This is a genomic window from Streptomyces curacoi (genome assembly GCF_001513975.1).
Lineage (GTDB): Bacteria > Actinomycetota > Actinomycetes > Streptomycetales > Streptomycetaceae > Streptomyces > Streptomyces curacoi.
Genome location: NZ_KQ947993.1, coordinates 162162 through 178580, shown reverse-complemented (window position 1 = coordinate 178580; position 16419 = coordinate 162162). Strand labels below are relative to the sequence as shown.

Genomic DNA, 16419 nt, shown 5'->3' with positions numbered 1-16419 from the left:
ACCGCTAGTGTCTGTCCGCTACCTACAAAAGCCCCGGAGGACCCATGGCGTTCGGCTGGATCGACGAGCAGGCGGAGCTGCGCCATCGTGCCGGACTCGTACGGACCTTGCGCCCCCGCCCCGCCGACTCGCCGCTGCTCGACCTGGCGAGCAACGACTACCTGGGACTGGCCCGGCACCCCGAGGTCGTCGAGGGCGCGGCGCGGGCGGCGCGGACCTGGGGCGGCGGCGCGACCGGGTCCCGGCTCGTCACCGGCACGACCGAACTGCACACGGAGCTGGAGCGCGAGCTGGCCGACTTCTGCGGCTTCGAGGCGGCGCTCGTCTTCTCGTCCGGTTACGCGGCCAACCTCGCCGCGGTCACCGCGCTGGCCCCGCACGGCTCGCTGATCGTCTCCGACGCGGGCAACCACGCCTCGCTCATCGACGGCTGCCGGCTGGCCCGCGGCACGACCCAGGTCGTCGCGCACGCCGAACCGGACGCCGTGCGCAAAGCGCTCCGGACACACGACGGACCGGCGGTCGTCGTGTCCGACACCGTCTTCTCGGTCGACGGCGACGCCGCCCCGCTGGCCGGGCTCGCCGCGGCATGCCGGGACCGCGGCGCCGGGCTGGTCGTCGACGACGCGCACGGGCTCGGCGTGCTCGGCGACGGCGGCCGCGGCGCCCCGCACGCGGCGGGGCTCGCGGGCGCCGACGACCTCGTCGTGACGGTCACGCTGTCCAAGTCGCTCGGCAGTCAGGGCGGTGCCGTCCTCGGCCCCGCCCGGGTGATCGACCACCTGGTCAACGCGGCCCGGACGTTCATCTTCGACACGGGCCTCGCCCCCGCCGCGGCGGGGGCGGCCCTGGCCGCACTGAGACTGCTGCGCCGTGAACCGGAGCGCGCGGCGCGGGCGCGCGCGGTGGCGGGCGAACTGCACACCCGGCTGACGGCCGCGGGCCTGGAAGCCGTACGTCCGGACGCCGCGGTCGTCTCCGTGCGGGCGCCGTCCCCGGAAGGGGCCGTGCGCTGGGCGGCCGAGTGCCGTGCGGCGGGCCTCGCCGTGGGCTGTTTCCGTCCTCCTTCCGTTCCCGACGGCATCTCACGGCTGAGGCTCACCGCCCGCGCGGACCTCTCCCAGGGGCAGATCGAAGGCGCTGTACGGGTGATCGGCGAGACACGACCATGAGTCGGCGTGACACGGCCGTGCGCTGGGACTGGCAGAACCGATCAGAATTTGTCAGGGATTGTCAGGACTGGAACGCGGCCGTGAAGCCCGCCCAGCTCTCGGGGGAGAAGAGCAGTGCGGGTCCGGCCGGATCCTTGGAGTCGCGCACGGCGAGCAGTCCGGTCCAGGGACCGGTGCGCGGACGTGCCGTCTCGACGCAGTTGTTCGCTCCCGTGCTGTAGCTGCTGCGCAGCCATCGAACACCGGGCAGAGCGGTGCTGGAGGGAAGGTTCCGAGGCAGTGCTGACATGGTGCCTCCTTACGCGCCGCCACCTATCGCGGCGATGTAATCCAACGAATCCTCGGGCGAAAGGGCGTGGACCTGAAGGGCGTTGAAGGCCTCCGTGTAGGCCTGGAGGTCTTCTTTCCGTTCGAGGTAGAGGCTACTCGTCAAGTGGTCGAGAACAACCACATCCAGATCAGAAGTGCGCGAAAATGAGAAGATAACGAAAGGCCCGGTGACGCCGACATGCTCCCCGGCCGCGAACGGCAGGACTTGGAGCCGGACTTGGGGCAGTCGCGCCGCCTCCATCAGCCGCCTCAGCTGCCGCGTCATCACCTCGGGCCCGCCGACCTCCCGGCGCAGCACCGCCTCGTCGAGCACCGCGCTCAGCTCCAGCGGCGGATCGCCGCGCAGCACGTCCTGCCTGGCCAGCCGGACCGCGACCAGCGCGTCGAGCCGTTCGTCGGCGGTGGCGGCCTCGGCGGCGAGTCCGCCCACCGCGGCCCGGGTCACCGCCCGGGCGTACTCCGGCGTCTGGAGCAGCCCGGGCACCACGGAGGTCTCCAGCGTGCGCATCGCGCTCGCCTGGGACTCCAGGCTGATGAAGTCCCGGTAGGTCGGCGGCAGCACCCCCCGATAAGCGTGCCACCAGTGGTGTCGCCCGCCACCGTCGTCCGCCCCCGCCAACGCCAGCAGCAACTCGCGCAGTTGGGAGTCCCGCACGCCGTATGCGTCGAGCAGTAACCGCACATCGGCCGGTTTCACCCCGCTGGCGCCGGTCTCGATCCGGCTCACCTTGGACTGGTGCCAGCCCACCAGCCGGGCCGCCTCACCACTGGTGAGCCCCGCCCCGGTACGCAACGCACGCAGTTCTGCGCCCAGTTTCCGGCGGCGCACCGCGGGACCGTACTGCATGGGCAACTCCTTACTCCAACCGTGCCGCCCAAATACGGTCCTCCGTCGCAGAGTTCACCGCTTCGAGCGACAGATATATGCATATCTTGGTGGATCGCCACCTCTGACGGTCGCGGTAGTGGCAGTCTGGCGACGAAGCACCAGTCCGGGACCGTACTCGAACCATCCGCTCCGTGTCGGACTGCGGTCCCGTGGGAAAGGGACTACGTCGCCATGGCAGACCATTTGGAAGCATCCGTCACTCTGCCGAGCGATCCCGCCTCGGTCTCCGCTGCCCGCGCCTACGTGGTCACCACCCTCGCGGAGTGGGGACTGCCACCGGACACGGACGTGGCCGACACCATCCGGTTGATCGTCTCCGAACTCACCACCAACGCCGTACAGCACACCCTCGGGCAGTCCCCCACCTTCACGGTGGACCTGGAGCTCGACCGTGACGAACAGCTGCGCATCGGCGTCACCGACAGCCACCCGCGGTTCCCCAAGCGACTGCCGGCCGCCGTCCAGCAGGACAACGGCCGCGGCATGGTGATCATCCGCTGGCTGACCGCCGAGTGCGGCGGCAAGCTGAGAGTGCGGCCCACCCGCGAGGGCGGCAAGACCGTCTCCATCGAGCTGCCGTGGTCGTTGCCCGCGGCACCGGTGCCGGCGGCGGGGCCGCAGGAGAAGTAGCGCTCCGCCGGTTGTGCCGCGAGGGGAAGTGCCGCGGCGGGTTGCCCGTCGTCCGCGGGCGCCCCTGGGTCAGGACTGCTGGGCTCGGCCGAAAGTGCCCCGCAGCAACGCACGGAAGGCTTCCGCCGCGGGCGACATCTCGTCGCTTCGGTAGGCGACCGAAATCGTACGGCGCAGCCCTCCGCCCTCCAGGGCGCGCACCCCGACCGGAGTGACCGACGTGCGGGCCACCATCTCCGGCACGACGCCGACGCCGAGCCCCGCGCTGGCCAGCGCGCACACCAGGAGATACCCCGGCGTCGGGACCCGCACCGAGGGCGTGGCCCCGGCCCGGGCCAGCAGCGCCTCGACGTCCCGGCGGGCCGGAGCGTCCGGTGCCATGCTGATCAGCGGCTGCCCGGCCAGCTCGGCCAGCGGCAGCCGGGAGGTCCCGCTGGTGAGGGCGTGGCCCGGGGCGGACACCAGGACCAGCTCCTCGACGAGGATCGGCTCGGCGCCGACGGAGGAGGGGAGCGGGAGCGGCCCGCCCGGCGTGTAGGTGTGCGTCAGCGCCAGATCGACGTCACCGGCCGCCACGGCGGCGACACCGGCCGACGGTTCGTAGTCGGCGACCGTCAGCTCCACGTCCGGATGCGCCCGGCGGAAGGCGCTGAGGGCCGGGGGCAGCAGATGGATGCCCGCCGTCTGGAAGGTGCCCAGCCGGAGTGTCCCGCCCGTCAGGCCCGTCAGCCGGGCCAGTTCGTGCCGTGCCCGCTCCAGCTCGTCGAGCACCCGCCGCGCCCGGGCCACGAGCAGTTCGCCCGCACCCGTCAGCCGTGCCCCGCGATGATGCCGTACCAGCAGGGCGGTGCCCGCCTCGCGTTCCAGCTTGGCCAGCTGCTGGGAGAGCGCGGGCGTGGTGTAGCCGAGCCGCTCGGCCGCCCGGGTGATCGAGCCCGCCTCGGCGACCGCCACCAGCGCGGCGAGGCGGGTCGGGTCGTACATGGTGGGTCCCTTCGAGCGGCCGTCGGCGTGCCTGAAGCGCGTGCCTAAAGCATCCCTTAAGGATTCCTCAGAAGATTGGAAATACCTGCTGAAGGCCTCCGCGCGGCAGGCTGGCCGCATGGACGCTCAGCTCATCGCCTTCACCGGGGTCTCCGCCGGCCTGGTCGCCATGCCCGGGGCGGACTTCACCGTCGTCGTACGCAACGCCCTCGTATCGCGCCGGGCCGGCATCGCCTGCGCGCTGGGGATCGGCGCCGGGCTCCTGGTGCACGTGGCGCTGGCGGTGGTGGGGATCACCGCCGTCCTGGCCGCCGTACCGGCGCTCTTCCGCGCGCTCCAGGTCGTGGGTGGCGTCTATGTGCTGTATCTCGGTGTCCAGACGCTGCGGCAGCCGCACAGCCCCGTGGGGAACCCGCAAGGGGGACCCACGGCGCGACCGCTGCGGCAGGGCTTCGTCACCAACGCCCTCAACCCGAAGGTGTCCGTCACCTTCGTCAGCGTGCTGCCGCAGTTCGTCCCCGCGGGCGCTCCGGCGCTGCCCCGGACCCTGCTGCTCGCGCTGATCATGGTCGCTGTCGCGCTGGTCTGGTTCCAGGTGGTCGCCCTGCTGGTGGACCGGCTGGGCCGCTGGCTGCGCCGCCCACGGGTCGCCCGCGGGGTCACGGCCGTCACCGGCGCCGCGCTGACCGTCTTCGGGTCGGCACTCCTCGCCGGGCCGCTCCGGGCCCTGCTGAGGGCCCTCTGAGGGCTCCCGGGGGCGGTGACGGGGCATCAGGACCCCTGCACCGCCCCCGGGCCGGTCACTTGACCCGGCCGTACCAGACGCTCCTGGTCCAGATCTTCTGCAGCTTCACGACGTCCCCGCTCTTCGGGGAGTGCCAGATCTTTCCCTTCCCGGCGTAGATGCCGACGTGGTAGACGTTCGACCCCGAGTGGAAGAACACCAGGTCTCCGGCCTTGCGGTTCTTGGCCGAGATGTGGCGGGTCTTGTTGTACTGCTGGGCCGCGGTGCGGGGCAGTGTCTTGCCCGCCTTCTTGTACGAGTACAGCGTGAGCCCGGAGCAGTCGAACCTGTGCGGCCCGACGGCGCCCCACTTGTACGGGGCGCCCTTCTTGGAGGCCGCGACCTGGAGTGCTTTCGTCGCCGGCGCAGCGGCTTCGGCCTCGGGGGCGAAGCCGGGGGCGACGACGGTGCCGCCCACCGCGGCGAGCGTGAGGGCCGAGGCCGTACCGGCACGGGCCATGAGCGACGGGACACGATTGAGCGCTGTCATGCGCAACCCTTCGTCAGCCGCCTGTGAAGGATGACCTGTCGGATTCGGGCTGGCGAAGTTGCCCGGCCGCGTTGCCGCGGCTTCACCCCAAGGGCTGCTCGGATCGAACGAACGTCCGCTCCGGCGACCCGTCTTGCTCGGGTCCTCCACTCCTGCCGATCCACTCCTGTCGACCGGTCATCCGGGCGGCGGCAGGACTCGGCGTCCGCCCGGACCGCCCCGCCGTTGTGGCGGGGGCTTGTCGTCAGACAGGGATCTTGACGCACGGATGAACGAAAAACCCAACGGAACCGGGGATTTGTGGCGTTACTCACCACTCGCCCGTTCGGGTGGACATCCGCACGTTCGGCCGGGTGTCCACGTGTGCGAGGAGCCTCGGACCAGCGAGGAAACCTCTGATTCCCCCTTGTGGCCATGCTCGTTGCGCAACCGGAGGGGTACACAAAATGACTGTCTGATACGCCGAAAGTGGGTACACCTTTCGGTCGGTTTGAGTCTGGTTCCGGACACCCCGTCAGCGCGCCGAGGAGTCCGGAACCGCTCTGGACGCATCGTCAATTGTCGGAGCGCGGCGGCACCGTGACACGAGCCGTGCGGCGCTCTCCGTCCAGCACGCGCAACGCACGCGCCAGCGTGGGAGCGTGCAGCTCCGTCTCGCCCCGCTGGTGCATCAGCGCCAGCGCGTCCCGGAGCTCGGCGGCCTTGCGGACGAGCGCCTGGGCGGCGCGCAGGCCTCGGTAGGTGTCGCCGTGCTGGGCCGGGTTGATACGGCCGAGCAGGTCCACCACGTCGAGGTAACGGTCGATCAACTCCCCTTCCGCGCGGGTCAGCGCGGGCAGGGGCGGCAACTCGGGTGGGAGCACCGGCCGATCACCGCCCCGTGGGCGGGGCGAGAGTGGCCTTGCGGCTGGGGATGATCCGGTCCACCAGCCCGTACTCCACCGCCTGCTCGGCGTTCAGGACCTTGTCCCGCTCGATGTCCTCGGTCACCTGCTCGCGGCTGCGCCCGGTGTGCCGGGCGAGCATCTCCTCCATACGCGCCCGAATGCGCGTCAGTTCATCGGCCTGGATGGCCAGATCGCTCGCCTGCCCCTCGACCGGCTCGGGCAGCGCCGGCTGATGGATCACCACCCGGGCCCCCGGCAGCGCGAACCGCTTGCCCGGTGTGCCCGCGGCGAGCAGTACCGCGCCGGACGCGCCGGCCTGGCCCAGGCAGATCGTCTCCACGTCACAGGTGACGTACCGCATCGTGTCGTAGATCGCCGACATGGCGCTGAACGAGCCGCCCGGCGAGTTGATGTACAGCGAGATCTCCCGGTCGGGGTCCTTGTGCTCCAGATACATGAACTGGGCCATCACGTCGTTCGCCGAGGTGTCGTCGATCTGTGTGCCGAGGAAGACGATCCGCTCCTCCAGCAGCTTCGAGTAGGGGTCCTGTGTCCTGGTGCCGGAACTCGTGCGTTCGGTGAACTCGGGCAGCACATAGCGGGCGATCGGTCGGGTCATTGCTCACGCCTCCCTTGGCGGAGTGCCTGTAAAAAATGTACAGGACGTACATGACGTAATGTGGGGAGCATGGCCTACGAGATTCCGGTGACGCAAGCCAGGGCTGAGCTCGCCGACCTGATCAATCGCGTGGTGTACGGCGGCGAGCGCGTCGTCGTGACGCGGCACGGAAAGCCCCTCGTCGCCCTTGTCTCCGCCGCTGACCTGGAGCGGCTCGACGCCCTCGACGCCCCGGTCGAGGAACAGGTGATCAGCGCGGTCTCCGGCGTCCGCGAGGTCGCTTCCGCTCCCCGCGAACGGCAGCGCTTCGGCATCGCAGCCGAGCACCGTGGAGTCGGCCCCTCATAAGCCACCCCGCCCCGCACATCCCGCCCGGAAACGCCGAGACCGTGCACCCCCGTCCGCTCGGCGGGGGTGCACGGTCCGTTCGGTGCGGTCGGGGTGGGCGACCGGCGCTACGCGCTGCGCACCGAGTGCGGTGAGGTGCTGTCGGTCGGCTGCGGGTCCGTTGTGGCCGGCCGCGCGGTTTCCCGCGCCTCTTCGGGGTGCTGTCGCTCGGTGGTCCGCGTGCGCGTCCGCAGGGCGCTGCCCAGCAGTACGGCGCCCAGGCTCAGTGTGGCCCCCAGGTCAGCGTCAGCGTCAGCGTCAGGTGCGTTCGGTGCGGTCGGGGTGGCCGACCGGCGCTATGCGCTGCGTACCGAGTGCCGTGAGGTGCTGTCGGTCGGCTGCGGGTCCGTTGTGGTCGGCCGCGCGGTTTCCCGCGCCTCTTCGGGGCGGTGCCGCTCGGTGGTCCGCGTGCGCGTCCGCAGGGCGCTGCCCAGCAGCACGGCGCCCAGGCCCAGCGCGGCCCACCAGGTCAGCGTCAGGGCCGGGCCGGTCGCCGCCGCGCCGTCGAAGAAGGACACCGACCGCAGCAGGGTCGTGCCCGCCCCCGGCTGCAGCCACTGCCCGATCGTGCCGGCCGGCTCGGGCAGCATCTGCGGCGCGGAGGTCGCCCCCGAGAAGGGGTTGCCGAACAGCATCACGATGCCCGCCATGATCCCGACGCCGGCGGTGCCGAGCAGGGCGGCGAGCCCCGCGACGGCAGCGCTCACCGCCAGTGTCGCCAGCGCGAACACCCCGGCCTCCGCCCACCAGTCACCGGTGAGGACTCCAAGCCAGCTGTGCGCGAGCGCGGCCGCCACCAGGCCGATCAGGGCGGCGGCACCGACGAGGGCGCTCACGGCGCGGATCCCGCGGAGCCCGAGCAGGGTCACGGCGGCGCCGGCCGCGATGCCGGCCAGGGCGAGTGGCAGCACGCTCGCATTCAGGGCCGCGCCACGGGGGTCGTTCCCGGGTGCGGGTACGACATCGACCGTCCTGACCCGGGTGCCCTCGGCGGAGGCCTGTTCGGCCACCGCCTGTTGCAGCAGCTGGGCGACCGTCGGGCTCGCGGCCGACGCGGTCAGCAGTTCGGGACCCCGGGGGGTGACGACCACCGCGCCGTATACGGTCCGGTCCTCGATGGCCTCACGGGCGGCGGCCTCGTCGGCGTACCGGTGGATCTCGAACGCGCCGTCGTGCCGGCCGAGCTGCCGCTCCACCTGGGCCGTGGCGGCGGCCGGGCCTGCCACGCCGAGCGGCAGGTCTCGGGGAGCGGTGCGGGCCGCCGGCCAGGCGAACGCCCACAGGGCGAGGGCGGCCAGGGCGGGGACGAGGGCGATGACCGCGATCAGGCGACGGGTGGACATGGGATTCCTCTCCGGGGCTGTGGGCTCTCCACGCTAAAAAGAAGGATCGTTCGTTTTTGGTGACGTCAACACCGTCCCTCCGCAGCGGCTCCTTGTCAAGAATGAATATTCGTTTTACGTTGGCGGTCATGGCCCGCGTATCCCAGGAACACCTCGACGCCCGCCGCCGGCAGATCCTCGACGGCGCCGCGATCTGCTTCGCCCGCAACGGCTTCCACGCCACCTCCATGCAGGACGTGCTGAAGGAGGCCGACCTCTCCGCCGGTGCGGTGTACCGCTACTTCCGGGGCAAGGAGGAGCTGATCGGCGCGATCGTCGCCGAGGTGCTCGGATCGGTCCGCGCGGCCTTCGAGGAGGCGGCGCTGCAGAGCCCGCCCCAGCCGCCCGACGAACTCGTCACCTCGGTCCTCGGCAGGACGCTCGCCGCCCGCGAGTCCCTGCTCGTCGACGGGCGGCCCGCGTTCCCGCGGCTCGTCATCCAGGTGTGGACGGAGACGCTGCGCAACGACGAGCTGGCGGCCCTCCTGCGGGAGGGCTACGGCTCGGTGCGCGCGGCCTGGTCGAAGATCGTCGAGGGCTACCAGGAAGCCGGGATGATGCGCACGGACGTGGAGCCGGACCATGTGGCCCGCACCATGATCGCCGCCGTGCTGGGCTTCCTCGCGCAGCAGTCCCTTTTCGGCCCCGCCCCGGTCGAGGTCCTCCGCGACGGTCTACGGGCGTTGATGAGCATGCCGGACGACCAGTCCGCGGGCTGATGGATCACAGCTCGGTTAACTTGCTTGAAACCCGGTCCAACTAGCCTGCCGATCCACGCCACCAGGGACTTTGCCCCGTGGCTGCGGCAACCGGACCCCGCACGGTCCGGAGCGAGGACTGTGAGGTGGGACGTGCAACTGACCCCGCACGAGCAAGAGAGGCTGCTCATCCACGTGGCGGCCGACGTGGCCGAGAAGCGCCGGGCCCGCGGCCTGAAGCTGAACCACCCGGAGGCGGTCGCCCTCATCACGTCGCACATCCTCGAGGGCGCCCGTGACGGCCGTACGGTCGCCGAGCTCATGTCCTCCGGACGCAAGCTGCTCACCCGGGACGACGTCATGGAGGGCGTCCCGGAGATGATCCACGACGTCCAGGTCGAGGCGACCTTCCCGGACGGCACCAAGCTCGTCACCGTCCACGACCCGATCGTCTGAAGGGGCCTCGATGATTCCCGGAGAGATCCTCTTCGCCGACGGCCCGATCGTCTGCAACGAGGGGCGCGAGGTCACCCGGCTGACCGTCCTCAACGCCGCCGACCGGCCCGTCCAGGTCGGCTCCCACTACCACTTCGCCGAGGCCAACCCCGGTCTGGACTTCGACCGCGCCGCCGCCCGCGGCAAGCGGCTCAACATCGCCGCCGGCACCGCCGTGCGCTTCGAGCCCGGGATCCCCGTCGACGTCGAACTCGTCCCGCTCACCGGCGCCCGCGTGGTGCCCGGCCTGCGTGGCGAGACCGGAGGTGCCCTCGATGCCTGAGATCTCCCGTGCCGCGTACGCCGACCTGTTCGGCCCGACCACCGGTGACCGCATCCGGCTCGCCGACACCGATCTGCTGGTCGAGATCGAGGAGGACCGCAGCGGCGGGCCCGGGCTCGCCGGTGACGAGGCCGTGTTCGGCGGTGGCAAGGTCATCCGCGAATCCATGGGCCAGTCGCGTGCCACGCGGGCAGAAGGCACCCCCGACACGGTGATCACCGGCGTCGTGATCATCGACCACTGGGGCATCGTCAAGGCCGACGTCGGCATCCGCGACGGCCGGATCACCGGCATCGGCAAGGCGGGCAACCCCGACACGATGGACGGGGTGCACCCGGATCTGGTGATCGGGCCGGAAACGGAGATCATCGCGGGCAACGGCAGGATTCTGACGGCCGGTGCGATCGACGCCCACGTCCACTTCATCTGCCCGCAGATCGCCGACGAGGCACTGTCGGCGGGGATCACGACGCTGGTCGGCGGTGGTACCGGTCCGGCCGAGGGCTCCAAGGCGACGACCGTGACGCCCGGCCCGTGGCATCTGGCCCGGGTGCTGGAGTCGATGGAGGCCTACCCGCTCAACATCGGCCTGCTCGGCAAGGGCAACACCGTCTCCCACGAGGCGATGCTGTCCCAGATCCGCGGCGGCGCGCTCGGCCTCAAGCTGCACGAGGACTGGGGCTCCACCCCGGCCGTCATCGACGCCTCGCTGACCGTCGCCGACCAGACCGGCATCCAGGTCGCCATCCACACGGACACGCTGAACGAGGCGGGCTTCGTCGGTGACACGCTCGCCGCGATCGGCGGGCGCGGCATCCACGCGTACCACACCGAGGGTGCGGGCGGCGGGCACGCACCGGACATCATGACCGTCGTCTCCGAGCCGCACGTGCTGCCGAGCTCGACCAATCCGACCCGGCCGTTCACCGTCAACACCGCCGAGGAGCACCTCGACATGCTGATGGTGTGCCACCACCTCAACCCGGCGGTCCCCGAGGACCTCGCCTTCGCCGAGTCACGGATCCGCCCGTCGACGATCGGGGCCGAGGACATCCTGCACGACCTGGGCGCGATCTCGATCATCTCCTCGGACTCGCAGGCCATGGGACGGGTCGGCGAGGTCGTCCTGCGGACCTGGCAGACCGCCCATGTGATGAAGCGGCGGCGGGGCGCGCTGCCGGGCGACGGGCGGGCCGACAACCTGCGGGTGCGGCGGTATGTCGCCAAGTACACGATCAACCCCGCGCTCGCGCAGGGCCTCGCCCGCGAGATCGGCTCCGTGGAGACCGGCAAGCTCGCCGACCTGGTGCTGTGGGAGCCGGCGTTCTTCGGCGTCAAGCCGCACCTCGTCATCAAGGGCGGGCAGATCGCGTACGCGCAGATGGGCGACGCCAACGCGTCCATCCCGACGCCGCAGCCGATCCTGCCCCGGCCGATGTTCGGCGCGATCGGCCGGGCGCCGGCCTCCAACTCGGTGAACTTCGTGGCACCGCTCGCGATCGAGGACGGGCTGCCGGATCGGCTGCAACTCGGGAAGCGGTTCGTGGCCATCGAGTCGACGCGTGGGGTCACCAAGGCCGACATGCGGCAGAACGACGCGCGGCCCGACGTGCGCATCGATCCCGACAGCTTCGCCGTGCACATCGACGGAGAGCTGGTGGAGGCCACGCCCGCCGCCGAACTGCCCATGGCGCAGCGGTACTTCCTCTTCTGAAGGCTGGGATCTGATGTCACGGGCAGCACTTCTCGTCCTGGCCGACGGCCGCTTTCCCGCCGGAGGGCATGCGCACTCCGGCGGGGCGGAGGCGGCCGTCAAGGCGGGGCGGATCACCGGGGCCGCGAGCCTGGAGGACTTCTGCCGGGGGCGCCTGCACACGGCCGGGCTGGTCGCCGCCTCGCTCGCGGCGGCGGCCGCACTCGGGGTCGACGCGGTGGTCCTGGACGAGGCCGCCGACGCCCGTACGCCGTCCCCCGCGTTGCGGCTGGCCGCGCGGAAGCTGGGGCGGCAGTTGATGCGGGCGGCTCGGGCGACGTGGCCGTCCCAGGAGCTCGATGATCTGGCGCGCCGCTTTCCCAAGGGGGCCCATCAGCCGGTGGTGCTCGGGGTCGCCGCTCGGGCGGCGGGGTTGGGGGCCGTCGACGCGGCGTACTGTGCGGGGTACGAGAGTGTGAGCGGGGCGGCGAGTGCGACGGTGCGGTTGCTGAGTCTCGATCCCTTCGACGCGACGGCCGTGCTGGCGCGGTTGGCGCCGGAGGTGGACCGGGTCGCGGATCGGGCGGTGGAGGCGGCGCGAGGTGTGGTCGATGAGGGGACCGATGCCTTGCCCGCGGCTTCTGCTCCGCTGCTGGAGATCGGTGCGGAGGTGCATGCCGGGTGGCCTGTGCGTCTGTTCGCGTCCTAGTGGTTCTTCGCCCCGCCGCCCCTACCCGTCCCATCCTTGAAGGGGCTCCGCCCCTTCGACCCCCGCTGGGGGCCTGCCGCCCCCAGACCCCCGCTTCGGCCCTGAACGGGCCTCGTCCTCAAACGCCGGACGGGCTGGTTGTTGCGGACCGGCGCGGAGAAGCCAAGCCCTCGGCCCACATATGAAAGGAGCCGCCCCATGCACCTCGACCACTCCCACCACGGCCCCTCCGCCGTCAGTGCCGACGCTCACCGTCCCGACGGAACGCGGCGTGCCCTGCGCATCGGTCTCGGAGGGCCCGTAGGGTCCGGTAAGACCGCGACCGTTGCCGCGCTCTGCCGTGCCCTGCGCGACGAGCTGTCCCTCGCCGTCGTCACCAACGACATTTACACGCGCGAGGACGCCGAGTTCCTGCTGCGGGAGGCCGTGCTGCCGCCCGAGCGGATCACGGCCGTGGAGACCGGGGCCTGTCCGCACACCGCCATCCGGGACGACATCTCCGCGAACCTCGAAGCCGTCGAGGATCTGGAGGACGAGGTCGGCCCCCTCGATCTGATCCTCGTCGAGTCCGGCGGGGACAACCTCACGGCCACCTTCTCCAAGGGGCTCGTCGACGCGCAGATCTTCGTGATCGACGTCGCCGGGGGTGACGACATCCCGCGCAAGGGCGGGCCCGGCGTGACCACCGCCGATCTGCTCGTCGTCAACAAGACCGACCTCGCGCCGTACGTCGGCTCCGACCTCGGCCGGATGGCCGCGGACGCCAAGGCGCAGCGGGCCGAACTGCCGGTGGTGTTCCAGTCGCTCAGGGGCGGGACCGGAGTGAAGGACGTCGCCGACTGGGTGCGGGCGCGGCTCGCGGCGTGGACGGCATGACCGTGGCCGGCGGGGTACGGGCCGTCGCCCGGATCGTCGCCCGGGACGACGGGCGGGGTGGTACGTCGCTGCCGGTGCTCGATGGTGACGGACCGCTCGCGCCGAGGCGGACCCGGGGGAGCGGCGCCGAGGCGCGGGTCGTGCTCGTCGGTGCGATGAGCGGGCCGCTCGGTGGTGATCACTTCAGCGTCGAGGCCGATGTGGAGGCCGGCGCCCGGCTGCGTGTCGGGTCGGCCGCCGCCACCATCGCACTGCCGGGGCAGAGCAAGGGCGAGGCCCGTTACGATGTACGGCTCTCCGTCGCCGACGGGGGCGAACTGCACTGGCTGCCCGAGCAGTTGATCTCCGCCCGGGGCAGTGACCTGTACGTCACGACTCGGGTGGACGTCGGTGCGACGGGGCGGCTCGTGCTGCGTGAGGAGCAGGTGCTCGGGCGGGTGGGGGAGGAGCCCGGTCGGCTCGGCAGCCGGCTCCGGGTGTGTGTCGCGGGACGGGTCGTCCTCGATCAGGAGCTGGCCTGCGGGCCCGGTGCGCCGGGTGGCTGGGACGGGCCCGCAGGGCTCGGCGGATCTCGTGCCGTCGGGCAACTCGTCGTCGTACGGCCCGAGTTCGCGGACGTTCCGGTGACGGCTCGGCCCCTGGGCGAGAACGCCGCCGTGCTGCCCCTCGCCGGGCCCGCCGCTCTGGTGAGCGCCGTGGCGGCGGACGCGCTGCGGCTGCGCAGGCTGCTCGACGAGGCGCTCCGTTCCCTCGGCTGAGTGCCGCTGAGCCGAGGGAAGGACCGCGTCAACGGCGCGTCAACTGATGGGCAGCCGCGGGAACTTGCGCTCCCTCTCCTTGGCGGCGGCCTCCTCCGCCTTGACGACGGCCGCGTACTGGTCGACGTACTCCTGCTCGGACAGCGCCAGGATCGCGTACATGATCTCGTCGGTCACGGCGCGCAGGATCGCCTTCTCGTTCTCCATGCCGGCGTAACGGGAGAAGTCGAGCGGCTCGCCGAAGCGGATCTTCACCGGGTGGATGTTCGGGATGACCTTGCCCGGCGGCTGCGCCTCGAACGTGCCGATCATCGCGCAGGGGATGACCGGGACCTGGGCCTTGAGCGCCATCACCGCGACCCCGACCTTGCCCTTGTAGAGCCGGCCGTCGTGCGAGCGGGTGCCCTCCGGGTAGATGCCGAGGAGTTCGTCCTTGCCGAGGACCCCGAGCCCCTCGCGGATCGCGGCCTGGCCCGCCTCCTTGCCGGTGCGGTCGACCGGGATCTGCCCGGCGCTGCGGAAGAAGGCCGCGGTCAGGCGGCCCCTGATGCCGGGGCCCGTGAAGTACTCCTTCTTGGCGAGGAAGGTGATGCGCCGCTTGAGTATCGCGGGCATCAGGAAGTGGTCCGAGAACGACAGGTGGTTGCCGGCGACGATGGCCGCACCCGTTGCCGGTACGTGCTCAAGGCCTTCTATTCGGGGCCGGAAGACCAGTCTCAGCAGGGGTCCCAACAACACGTATTTCAGTACGTAGTAGAACAAGGGGGTCGCTCCTCACTCCGGCGGATCAGCTCCAACCGCCGTGCTGTGGCAGGTCAACCGGCGTGCCGTGGGGCTGCCAGTCTAGGCGCAGGGCTGACCGGCCGGAACCTGGCCGGATCGGACTGACGCCGGCCGGCGCAGATTGTCCTGACGGGGCGTCAGGATGCTGGCGGACGGCGTCGCGTGCGGATGGGGAGGACCGCCGGACCAGCCTGGTGGCGTCGGCGGGCGCGCGGCAACCCGACGGCGTGGTTTGGCGTGATCGCGATCGCCGGGTGGCAGGCGTCCCACCCTTGCCAAGGCGGCGCTCCCTCTGCTCGTTCACAGCCGTACGACGATCAGCGCGGTGTCGTCGGTGGCGCCGCCCGGCGGCAGCAGCTCCAACAGCACGGCGTCGGCGAGGCGCTCGGGGTCCGCCGTGCGGTGCCGGGAGAGCGAGTCGGCGAGACGGGACAGGCCGGTGTCGATGTCCTCGCGGCGGCGCTCGATCAGGCCGTCCGTGTACAGCACGAGCGTGGCGCCGTCCACGAACGTGGTGACGGCCTCGGGTCTCGGGAGCGGGTCGGGGCGGGCGTCCAGCGGTGTGTCGGTGGCCTGGTCGAGGAACTCCACGCGGCCGTCGGAGTGCACCAGCGCGGGCGGCGGATGGCCCGCGCTGCTGTAGGTGATGGTGCGGGCGTCGAAGTCGATGAACGTGGTGACCGCGGTGGCCGACTCGGCGCCGTCGACCACATGGGCGTACCGCCCCAGGACGTTCAGCGCCTCGGCCGGGCCGTCCGCCACCCGGGAGGTGGCGCTGAGGGCGCTGCGCAGCTGGCCCATGACCCCGGCGGCCTCCAGGCCGTGGCCGACCACGTCGCCCACGGACACCCCGATGCGGTTGCCGCCCACCAGGTCGACCAGGTCGTACCAGTCGCCGCACACGTTCAGCGCGCCGACGGCGGGCCGGTAGCGCACCGCGGCCCGGTGGTTGCCCACCTGGCGGCGGGCGGGCAGCATCGCCTCCTGCAGGGCGAGGGCCACCTCGCGCTCACGGGCGTGGGCCTGGCGCAGCCGTTCGTTGAGCTCCTGCAGCTCGCGGGCGCGCGTGTACAGCTCGGCCTCCAGGACCCGCGCCCGGCTGTCGCCGCCCGAGCCGCCGCGCAGGCGGACGAGCTCGGTGACCTCCTCCACCCGGTGCAGGATGAAGGCCACCTTGCCGTCCGGGCCGCGGACGGGCGCGTTGATCGGGCTCCAGTACCGCTCCTCCCAGTGGCCGGGGCGCATGGGGTCCTCGATGTCGTAGCGCTGCAGCGCCATCGTGTCGCGCTCCCCGCTGGTCACCACACGCAGCATCGACGCCCGGACGTCGCGCATGCCGGAGGCGGCGGGATCGTTGGGGTTGTCCGGGAAGATGTCGAAGATGTACTGGCCCACCAGCTGTTCGCGGGTGCGCCCGGACAGGCGCTGGAAGTCCTCGTTGGCGTCGGCGTAGACCAGCTCCGGCGTCAGCAGCGCCACCATGCCGGGCAGCGCCTGGAACACCGCCTCGTAGTCGATCGCCGTCTCTTTCATGGCTCCTGCCTCACCCCCGAACGCGGCTCCCGCCTCG

Annotated in this window: 20 protein-coding genes and 1 riboswitch; of the genes, 11 read left to right on the top strand and 9 right to left on the bottom strand. The window is 71.6% G+C overall.

The features are described 5' to 3' along the window. Window positions 1-44 precede the first annotated feature (44 nt). On the top strand, window positions 45-1172 hold the full coding sequence (locus tag AQI70_RS30725; protein ID WP_062155721.1) for an 8-amino-7-oxononanoate synthase: 1128 nt from the start codon (window positions 45-47) through the stop codon (window positions 1170-1172). 61 nt (window positions 1173-1233) lie between these two features. Here AQI70_RS30725 and AQI70_RS30720 read toward each other — a convergent pair whose 3' ends face one another. Beyond that, complete coding sequence (locus tag AQI70_RS30720; protein WP_004002946.1) at window positions 1234-1461, bottom strand: DUF397 domain-containing protein; 228 nt, start codon at window positions 1459-1461, stop codon at window positions 1234-1236. Between the two features lie 9 nt (window positions 1462-1470). Further along, the gene (locus AQI70_RS30715) at window positions 1471-2349 is read right to left on the bottom strand and encodes a helix-turn-helix domain-containing protein (RefSeq protein WP_062155720.1); all 879 of its coding nucleotides are present in this window, start codon (window positions 2347-2349) and stop codon (window positions 1471-1473) included. Between the two features lie 213 nt (window positions 2350-2562). On the opposite strand from AQI70_RS30715, the gene AQI70_RS30710 reads away from it, so the two are divergent. Then, window positions 2563-3021, top strand: coding sequence for an ATP-binding protein (locus tag AQI70_RS30710; protein WP_037890624.1), 459 nt, complete (start codon window positions 2563-2565; stop codon window positions 3019-3021). Between the two features lie 69 nt (window positions 3022-3090). On the opposite strand, the gene AQI70_RS30705 is transcribed toward AQI70_RS30710, so the two are convergent. Continuing rightward, window positions 3091-4005: a LysR family transcriptional regulator gene (locus AQI70_RS30705; protein WP_062155719.1), complete on the bottom strand. Its 915-nt coding sequence runs from the start codon at window positions 4003-4005 to the stop codon at window positions 3091-3093. Window positions 4006-4123: 118 nt separating this feature from the next. Between AQI70_RS30705 and AQI70_RS30700 the strand changes: the two genes are divergently transcribed. Beyond that, window positions 4124-4750 carry a LysE family translocator gene (locus tag AQI70_RS30700; RefSeq protein ID WP_062155718.1) on the top strand — a complete coding sequence of 209 codons (627 nt, stop codon included), beginning with the start codon at window positions 4124-4126 and terminating at the stop codon, window positions 4748-4750. 55 nt (window positions 4751-4805) lie between these two features. Here the strand turns inward: AQI70_RS30700 and AQI70_RS30695 are convergent, their stop codons facing one another. The 3 genes from AQI70_RS30695 to AQI70_RS30685 all read right to left on the bottom strand — a co-directional run bounded on the left by AQI70_RS30695 (window position 4806) and on the right by AQI70_RS30685 (window position 6785). Next, window positions 4806-5279 (bottom strand): C40 family peptidase, encoded by a 474-nt coding sequence (locus AQI70_RS30695; protein WP_062155717.1) that lies wholly within the window; start codon window positions 5277-5279, stop codon window positions 4806-4808. 3 nt (window positions 5280-5282) lie between these two features. Continuing rightward, window positions 5283-5415, bottom strand: a riboswitch (cyclic di-AMP (ydaO/yuaA leader). Window positions 5416-5833: 418 nt separating this feature from the next. After that, a complete protein-coding gene (locus AQI70_RS30690; protein WP_037890630.1) occupies window positions 5834-6142 on the bottom strand; it encodes a hypothetical protein in 309 nt (102 codons plus the stop codon). Window positions 6143-6149: 7 nt separating this feature from the next. Further along, window positions 6150-6785, bottom strand: coding sequence for an ATP-dependent Clp protease proteolytic subunit (locus tag AQI70_RS30685; protein ID WP_062155716.1), 636 nt, complete (start codon window positions 6783-6785; stop codon window positions 6150-6152). A 69-nt stretch (window positions 6786-6854) separates the two neighbouring features. Here AQI70_RS30685 and AQI70_RS30680 point away from each other — a divergent pair, with 69 nt between their 5' ends. Further along, window positions 6855-7133: a type II toxin-antitoxin system Phd/YefM family antitoxin gene (locus AQI70_RS30680; RefSeq protein ID WP_062155715.1), complete on the top strand. Its 279-nt coding sequence runs from the start codon at window positions 6855-6857 to the stop codon at window positions 7131-7133. A gap of 335 nt (window positions 7134-7468) precedes the next feature. Here the strand turns inward: AQI70_RS30680 and AQI70_RS30675 are convergent, their stop codons facing one another. After that, a complete protein-coding gene (locus AQI70_RS30675; RefSeq protein WP_079051548.1) occupies window positions 7469-8515 on the bottom strand; it encodes a hypothetical protein in 1047 nt (348 codons plus the stop codon). A 128-nt stretch (window positions 8516-8643) separates the two neighbouring features. Here AQI70_RS30675 and AQI70_RS30670 point away from each other — a divergent pair, with 128 nt between their 5' ends. From AQI70_RS30670 to AQI70_RS30640, 7 genes are all read left to right on the top strand, one after another. Then, window positions 8644-9273 (top strand): TetR/AcrR family transcriptional regulator, encoded by a 630-nt coding sequence (locus AQI70_RS30670; RefSeq protein ID WP_062155714.1) that lies wholly within the window; start codon window positions 8644-8646, stop codon window positions 9271-9273. A 132-nt stretch (window positions 9274-9405) separates the two neighbouring features. Then, on the top strand, window positions 9406-9708 hold the full coding sequence (locus tag AQI70_RS30665) for an urease subunit gamma (protein WP_037890687.1): 303 nt from the start codon (window positions 9406-9408) through the stop codon (window positions 9706-9708). A gap of 10 nt (window positions 9709-9718) precedes the next feature. After that, window positions 9719-10030: an urease subunit beta gene (locus AQI70_RS30660; RefSeq protein ID WP_062155713.1), complete on the top strand. Its 312-nt coding sequence runs from the start codon at window positions 9719-9721 to the stop codon at window positions 10028-10030. After that, on the top strand, window positions 10023-11744 hold the full coding sequence (locus AQI70_RS30655; RefSeq protein WP_062155712.1) for an urease subunit alpha: 1722 nt from the start codon (window positions 10023-10025) through the stop codon (window positions 11742-11744). The genes AQI70_RS30660 and AQI70_RS30655 overlap by 8 nt, the downstream gene beginning before the upstream one ends. Before the next feature lie 13 nt (window positions 11745-11757). Beyond that, complete coding sequence (locus tag AQI70_RS30650; protein ID WP_062155711.1) at window positions 11758-12432, top strand: urease accessory protein UreF; 675 nt, start codon at window positions 11758-11760, stop codon at window positions 12430-12432. Between the two features lie 198 nt (window positions 12433-12630). After that, window positions 12631-13308, top strand: a complete 678-nt coding sequence (gene ureG, locus AQI70_RS30645) for an urease accessory protein UreG (protein WP_062155710.1) — start codon at window positions 12631-12633, stop codon at window positions 13306-13308. Next, on the top strand, window positions 13305-14066 hold the full coding sequence (locus AQI70_RS30640; RefSeq protein ID WP_167358926.1) for an urease accessory protein UreD: 762 nt from the start codon (window positions 13305-13307) through the stop codon (window positions 14064-14066). The genes ureG and AQI70_RS30640 overlap by 4 nt, the downstream gene beginning before the upstream one ends. Window positions 14067-14105: 39 nt before the next feature. On the opposite strand, the gene AQI70_RS30635 is transcribed toward AQI70_RS30640, so the two are convergent. Both AQI70_RS30635 and AQI70_RS30630 read right to left on the bottom strand, forming a co-directional pair. Further along, window positions 14106-14828 (bottom strand): lysophospholipid acyltransferase family protein, encoded by a 723-nt coding sequence (locus tag AQI70_RS30635; RefSeq protein ID WP_062155708.1) that lies wholly within the window; start codon window positions 14826-14828, stop codon window positions 14106-14108. A gap of 321 nt (window positions 14829-15149) precedes the next feature. Continuing rightward, window positions 15150-16382, bottom strand: a complete 1233-nt coding sequence (locus tag AQI70_RS30630; protein ID WP_062155707.1) for a PP2C family protein-serine/threonine phosphatase — start codon at window positions 16380-16382, stop codon at window positions 15150-15152. Between the last annotated feature and the right edge of the window lie 37 nt (window positions 16383-16419).

Excerpts from the sequence above, each read along its gene's own strand:
- ureG (WP_062155710.1), top strand. The coding sequence starts at position 12,631 with ATGCACCTCGACCACTCCCACCACGGCCCCTCCGCCGTCAGTGCCGAC.
- AQI70_RS30680 (WP_062155715.1), top strand. The coding sequence starts at position 6,855 with ATGGCCTACGAGATTCCGGTGACGCAAGCCAGGGCTGAGCTCGCCGAC.
- AQI70_RS30660 (WP_062155713.1), top strand. The coding sequence starts at position 9,719 with ATGATTCCCGGAGAGATCCTCTTCGCCGACGGCCCGATCGTCTGCAAC.
- AQI70_RS30725 (WP_062155721.1), top strand. The coding sequence starts at position 45 with ATGGCGTTCGGCTGGATCGACGAGCAGGCGGAGCTGCGCCATCGTGCC.
- AQI70_RS30705 (WP_062155719.1), bottom strand. The coding sequence starts at position 4,005 with ATGTACGACCCGACCCGCCTCGCCGCGCTGGTGGCGGTCGCCGAGGCG.
- AQI70_RS30630 (WP_062155707.1), bottom strand. The coding sequence starts at position 16,382 with ATGAAAGAGACGGCGATCGACTACGAGGCGGTGTTCCAGGCGCTGCCC.
- AQI70_RS30695 (WP_062155717.1), bottom strand. The coding sequence starts at position 5,279 with ATGACAGCGCTCAATCGTGTCCCGTCGCTCATGGCCCGTGCCGGTACG.
- AQI70_RS30700 (WP_062155718.1), top strand. The coding sequence starts at position 4,124 with ATGGACGCTCAGCTCATCGCCTTCACCGGGGTCTCCGCCGGCCTGGTC.
- AQI70_RS30650 (WP_062155711.1), top strand. The coding sequence starts at position 11,758 with ATGTCACGGGCAGCACTTCTCGTCCTGGCCGACGGCCGCTTTCCCGCC.
- AQI70_RS30670 (WP_062155714.1), top strand. The coding sequence starts at position 8,644 with ATGGCCCGCGTATCCCAGGAACACCTCGACGCCCGCCGCCGGCAGATC.
- AQI70_RS30655 (WP_062155712.1), top strand. The coding sequence starts at position 10,023 with ATGCCTGAGATCTCCCGTGCCGCGTACGCCGACCTGTTCGGCCCGACC.
- AQI70_RS30710 (WP_037890624.1), top strand. The coding sequence starts at position 2,563 with ATGGCAGACCATTTGGAAGCATCCGTCACTCTGCCGAGCGATCCCGCC.
- AQI70_RS30640 (WP_167358926.1), top strand. The coding sequence starts at position 13,305 with ATGACCGTGGCCGGCGGGGTACGGGCCGTCGCCCGGATCGTCGCCCGG.
- AQI70_RS30685 (WP_062155716.1), bottom strand. The coding sequence starts at position 6,785 with ATGACCCGACCGATCGCCCGCTATGTGCTGCCCGAGTTCACCGAACGC.
- AQI70_RS30715 (WP_062155720.1), bottom strand. The coding sequence starts at position 2,349 with ATGCAGTACGGTCCCGCGGTGCGCCGCCGGAAACTGGGCGCAGAACTG.
- AQI70_RS30720 (WP_004002946.1), bottom strand. The coding sequence starts at position 1,461 with ATGTCAGCACTGCCTCGGAACCTTCCCTCCAGCACCGCTCTGCCCGGT.
- AQI70_RS30675 (WP_079051548.1), bottom strand. The coding sequence starts at position 8,515 with ATGTCCACCCGTCGCCTGATCGCGGTCATCGCCCTCGTCCCCGCCCTG.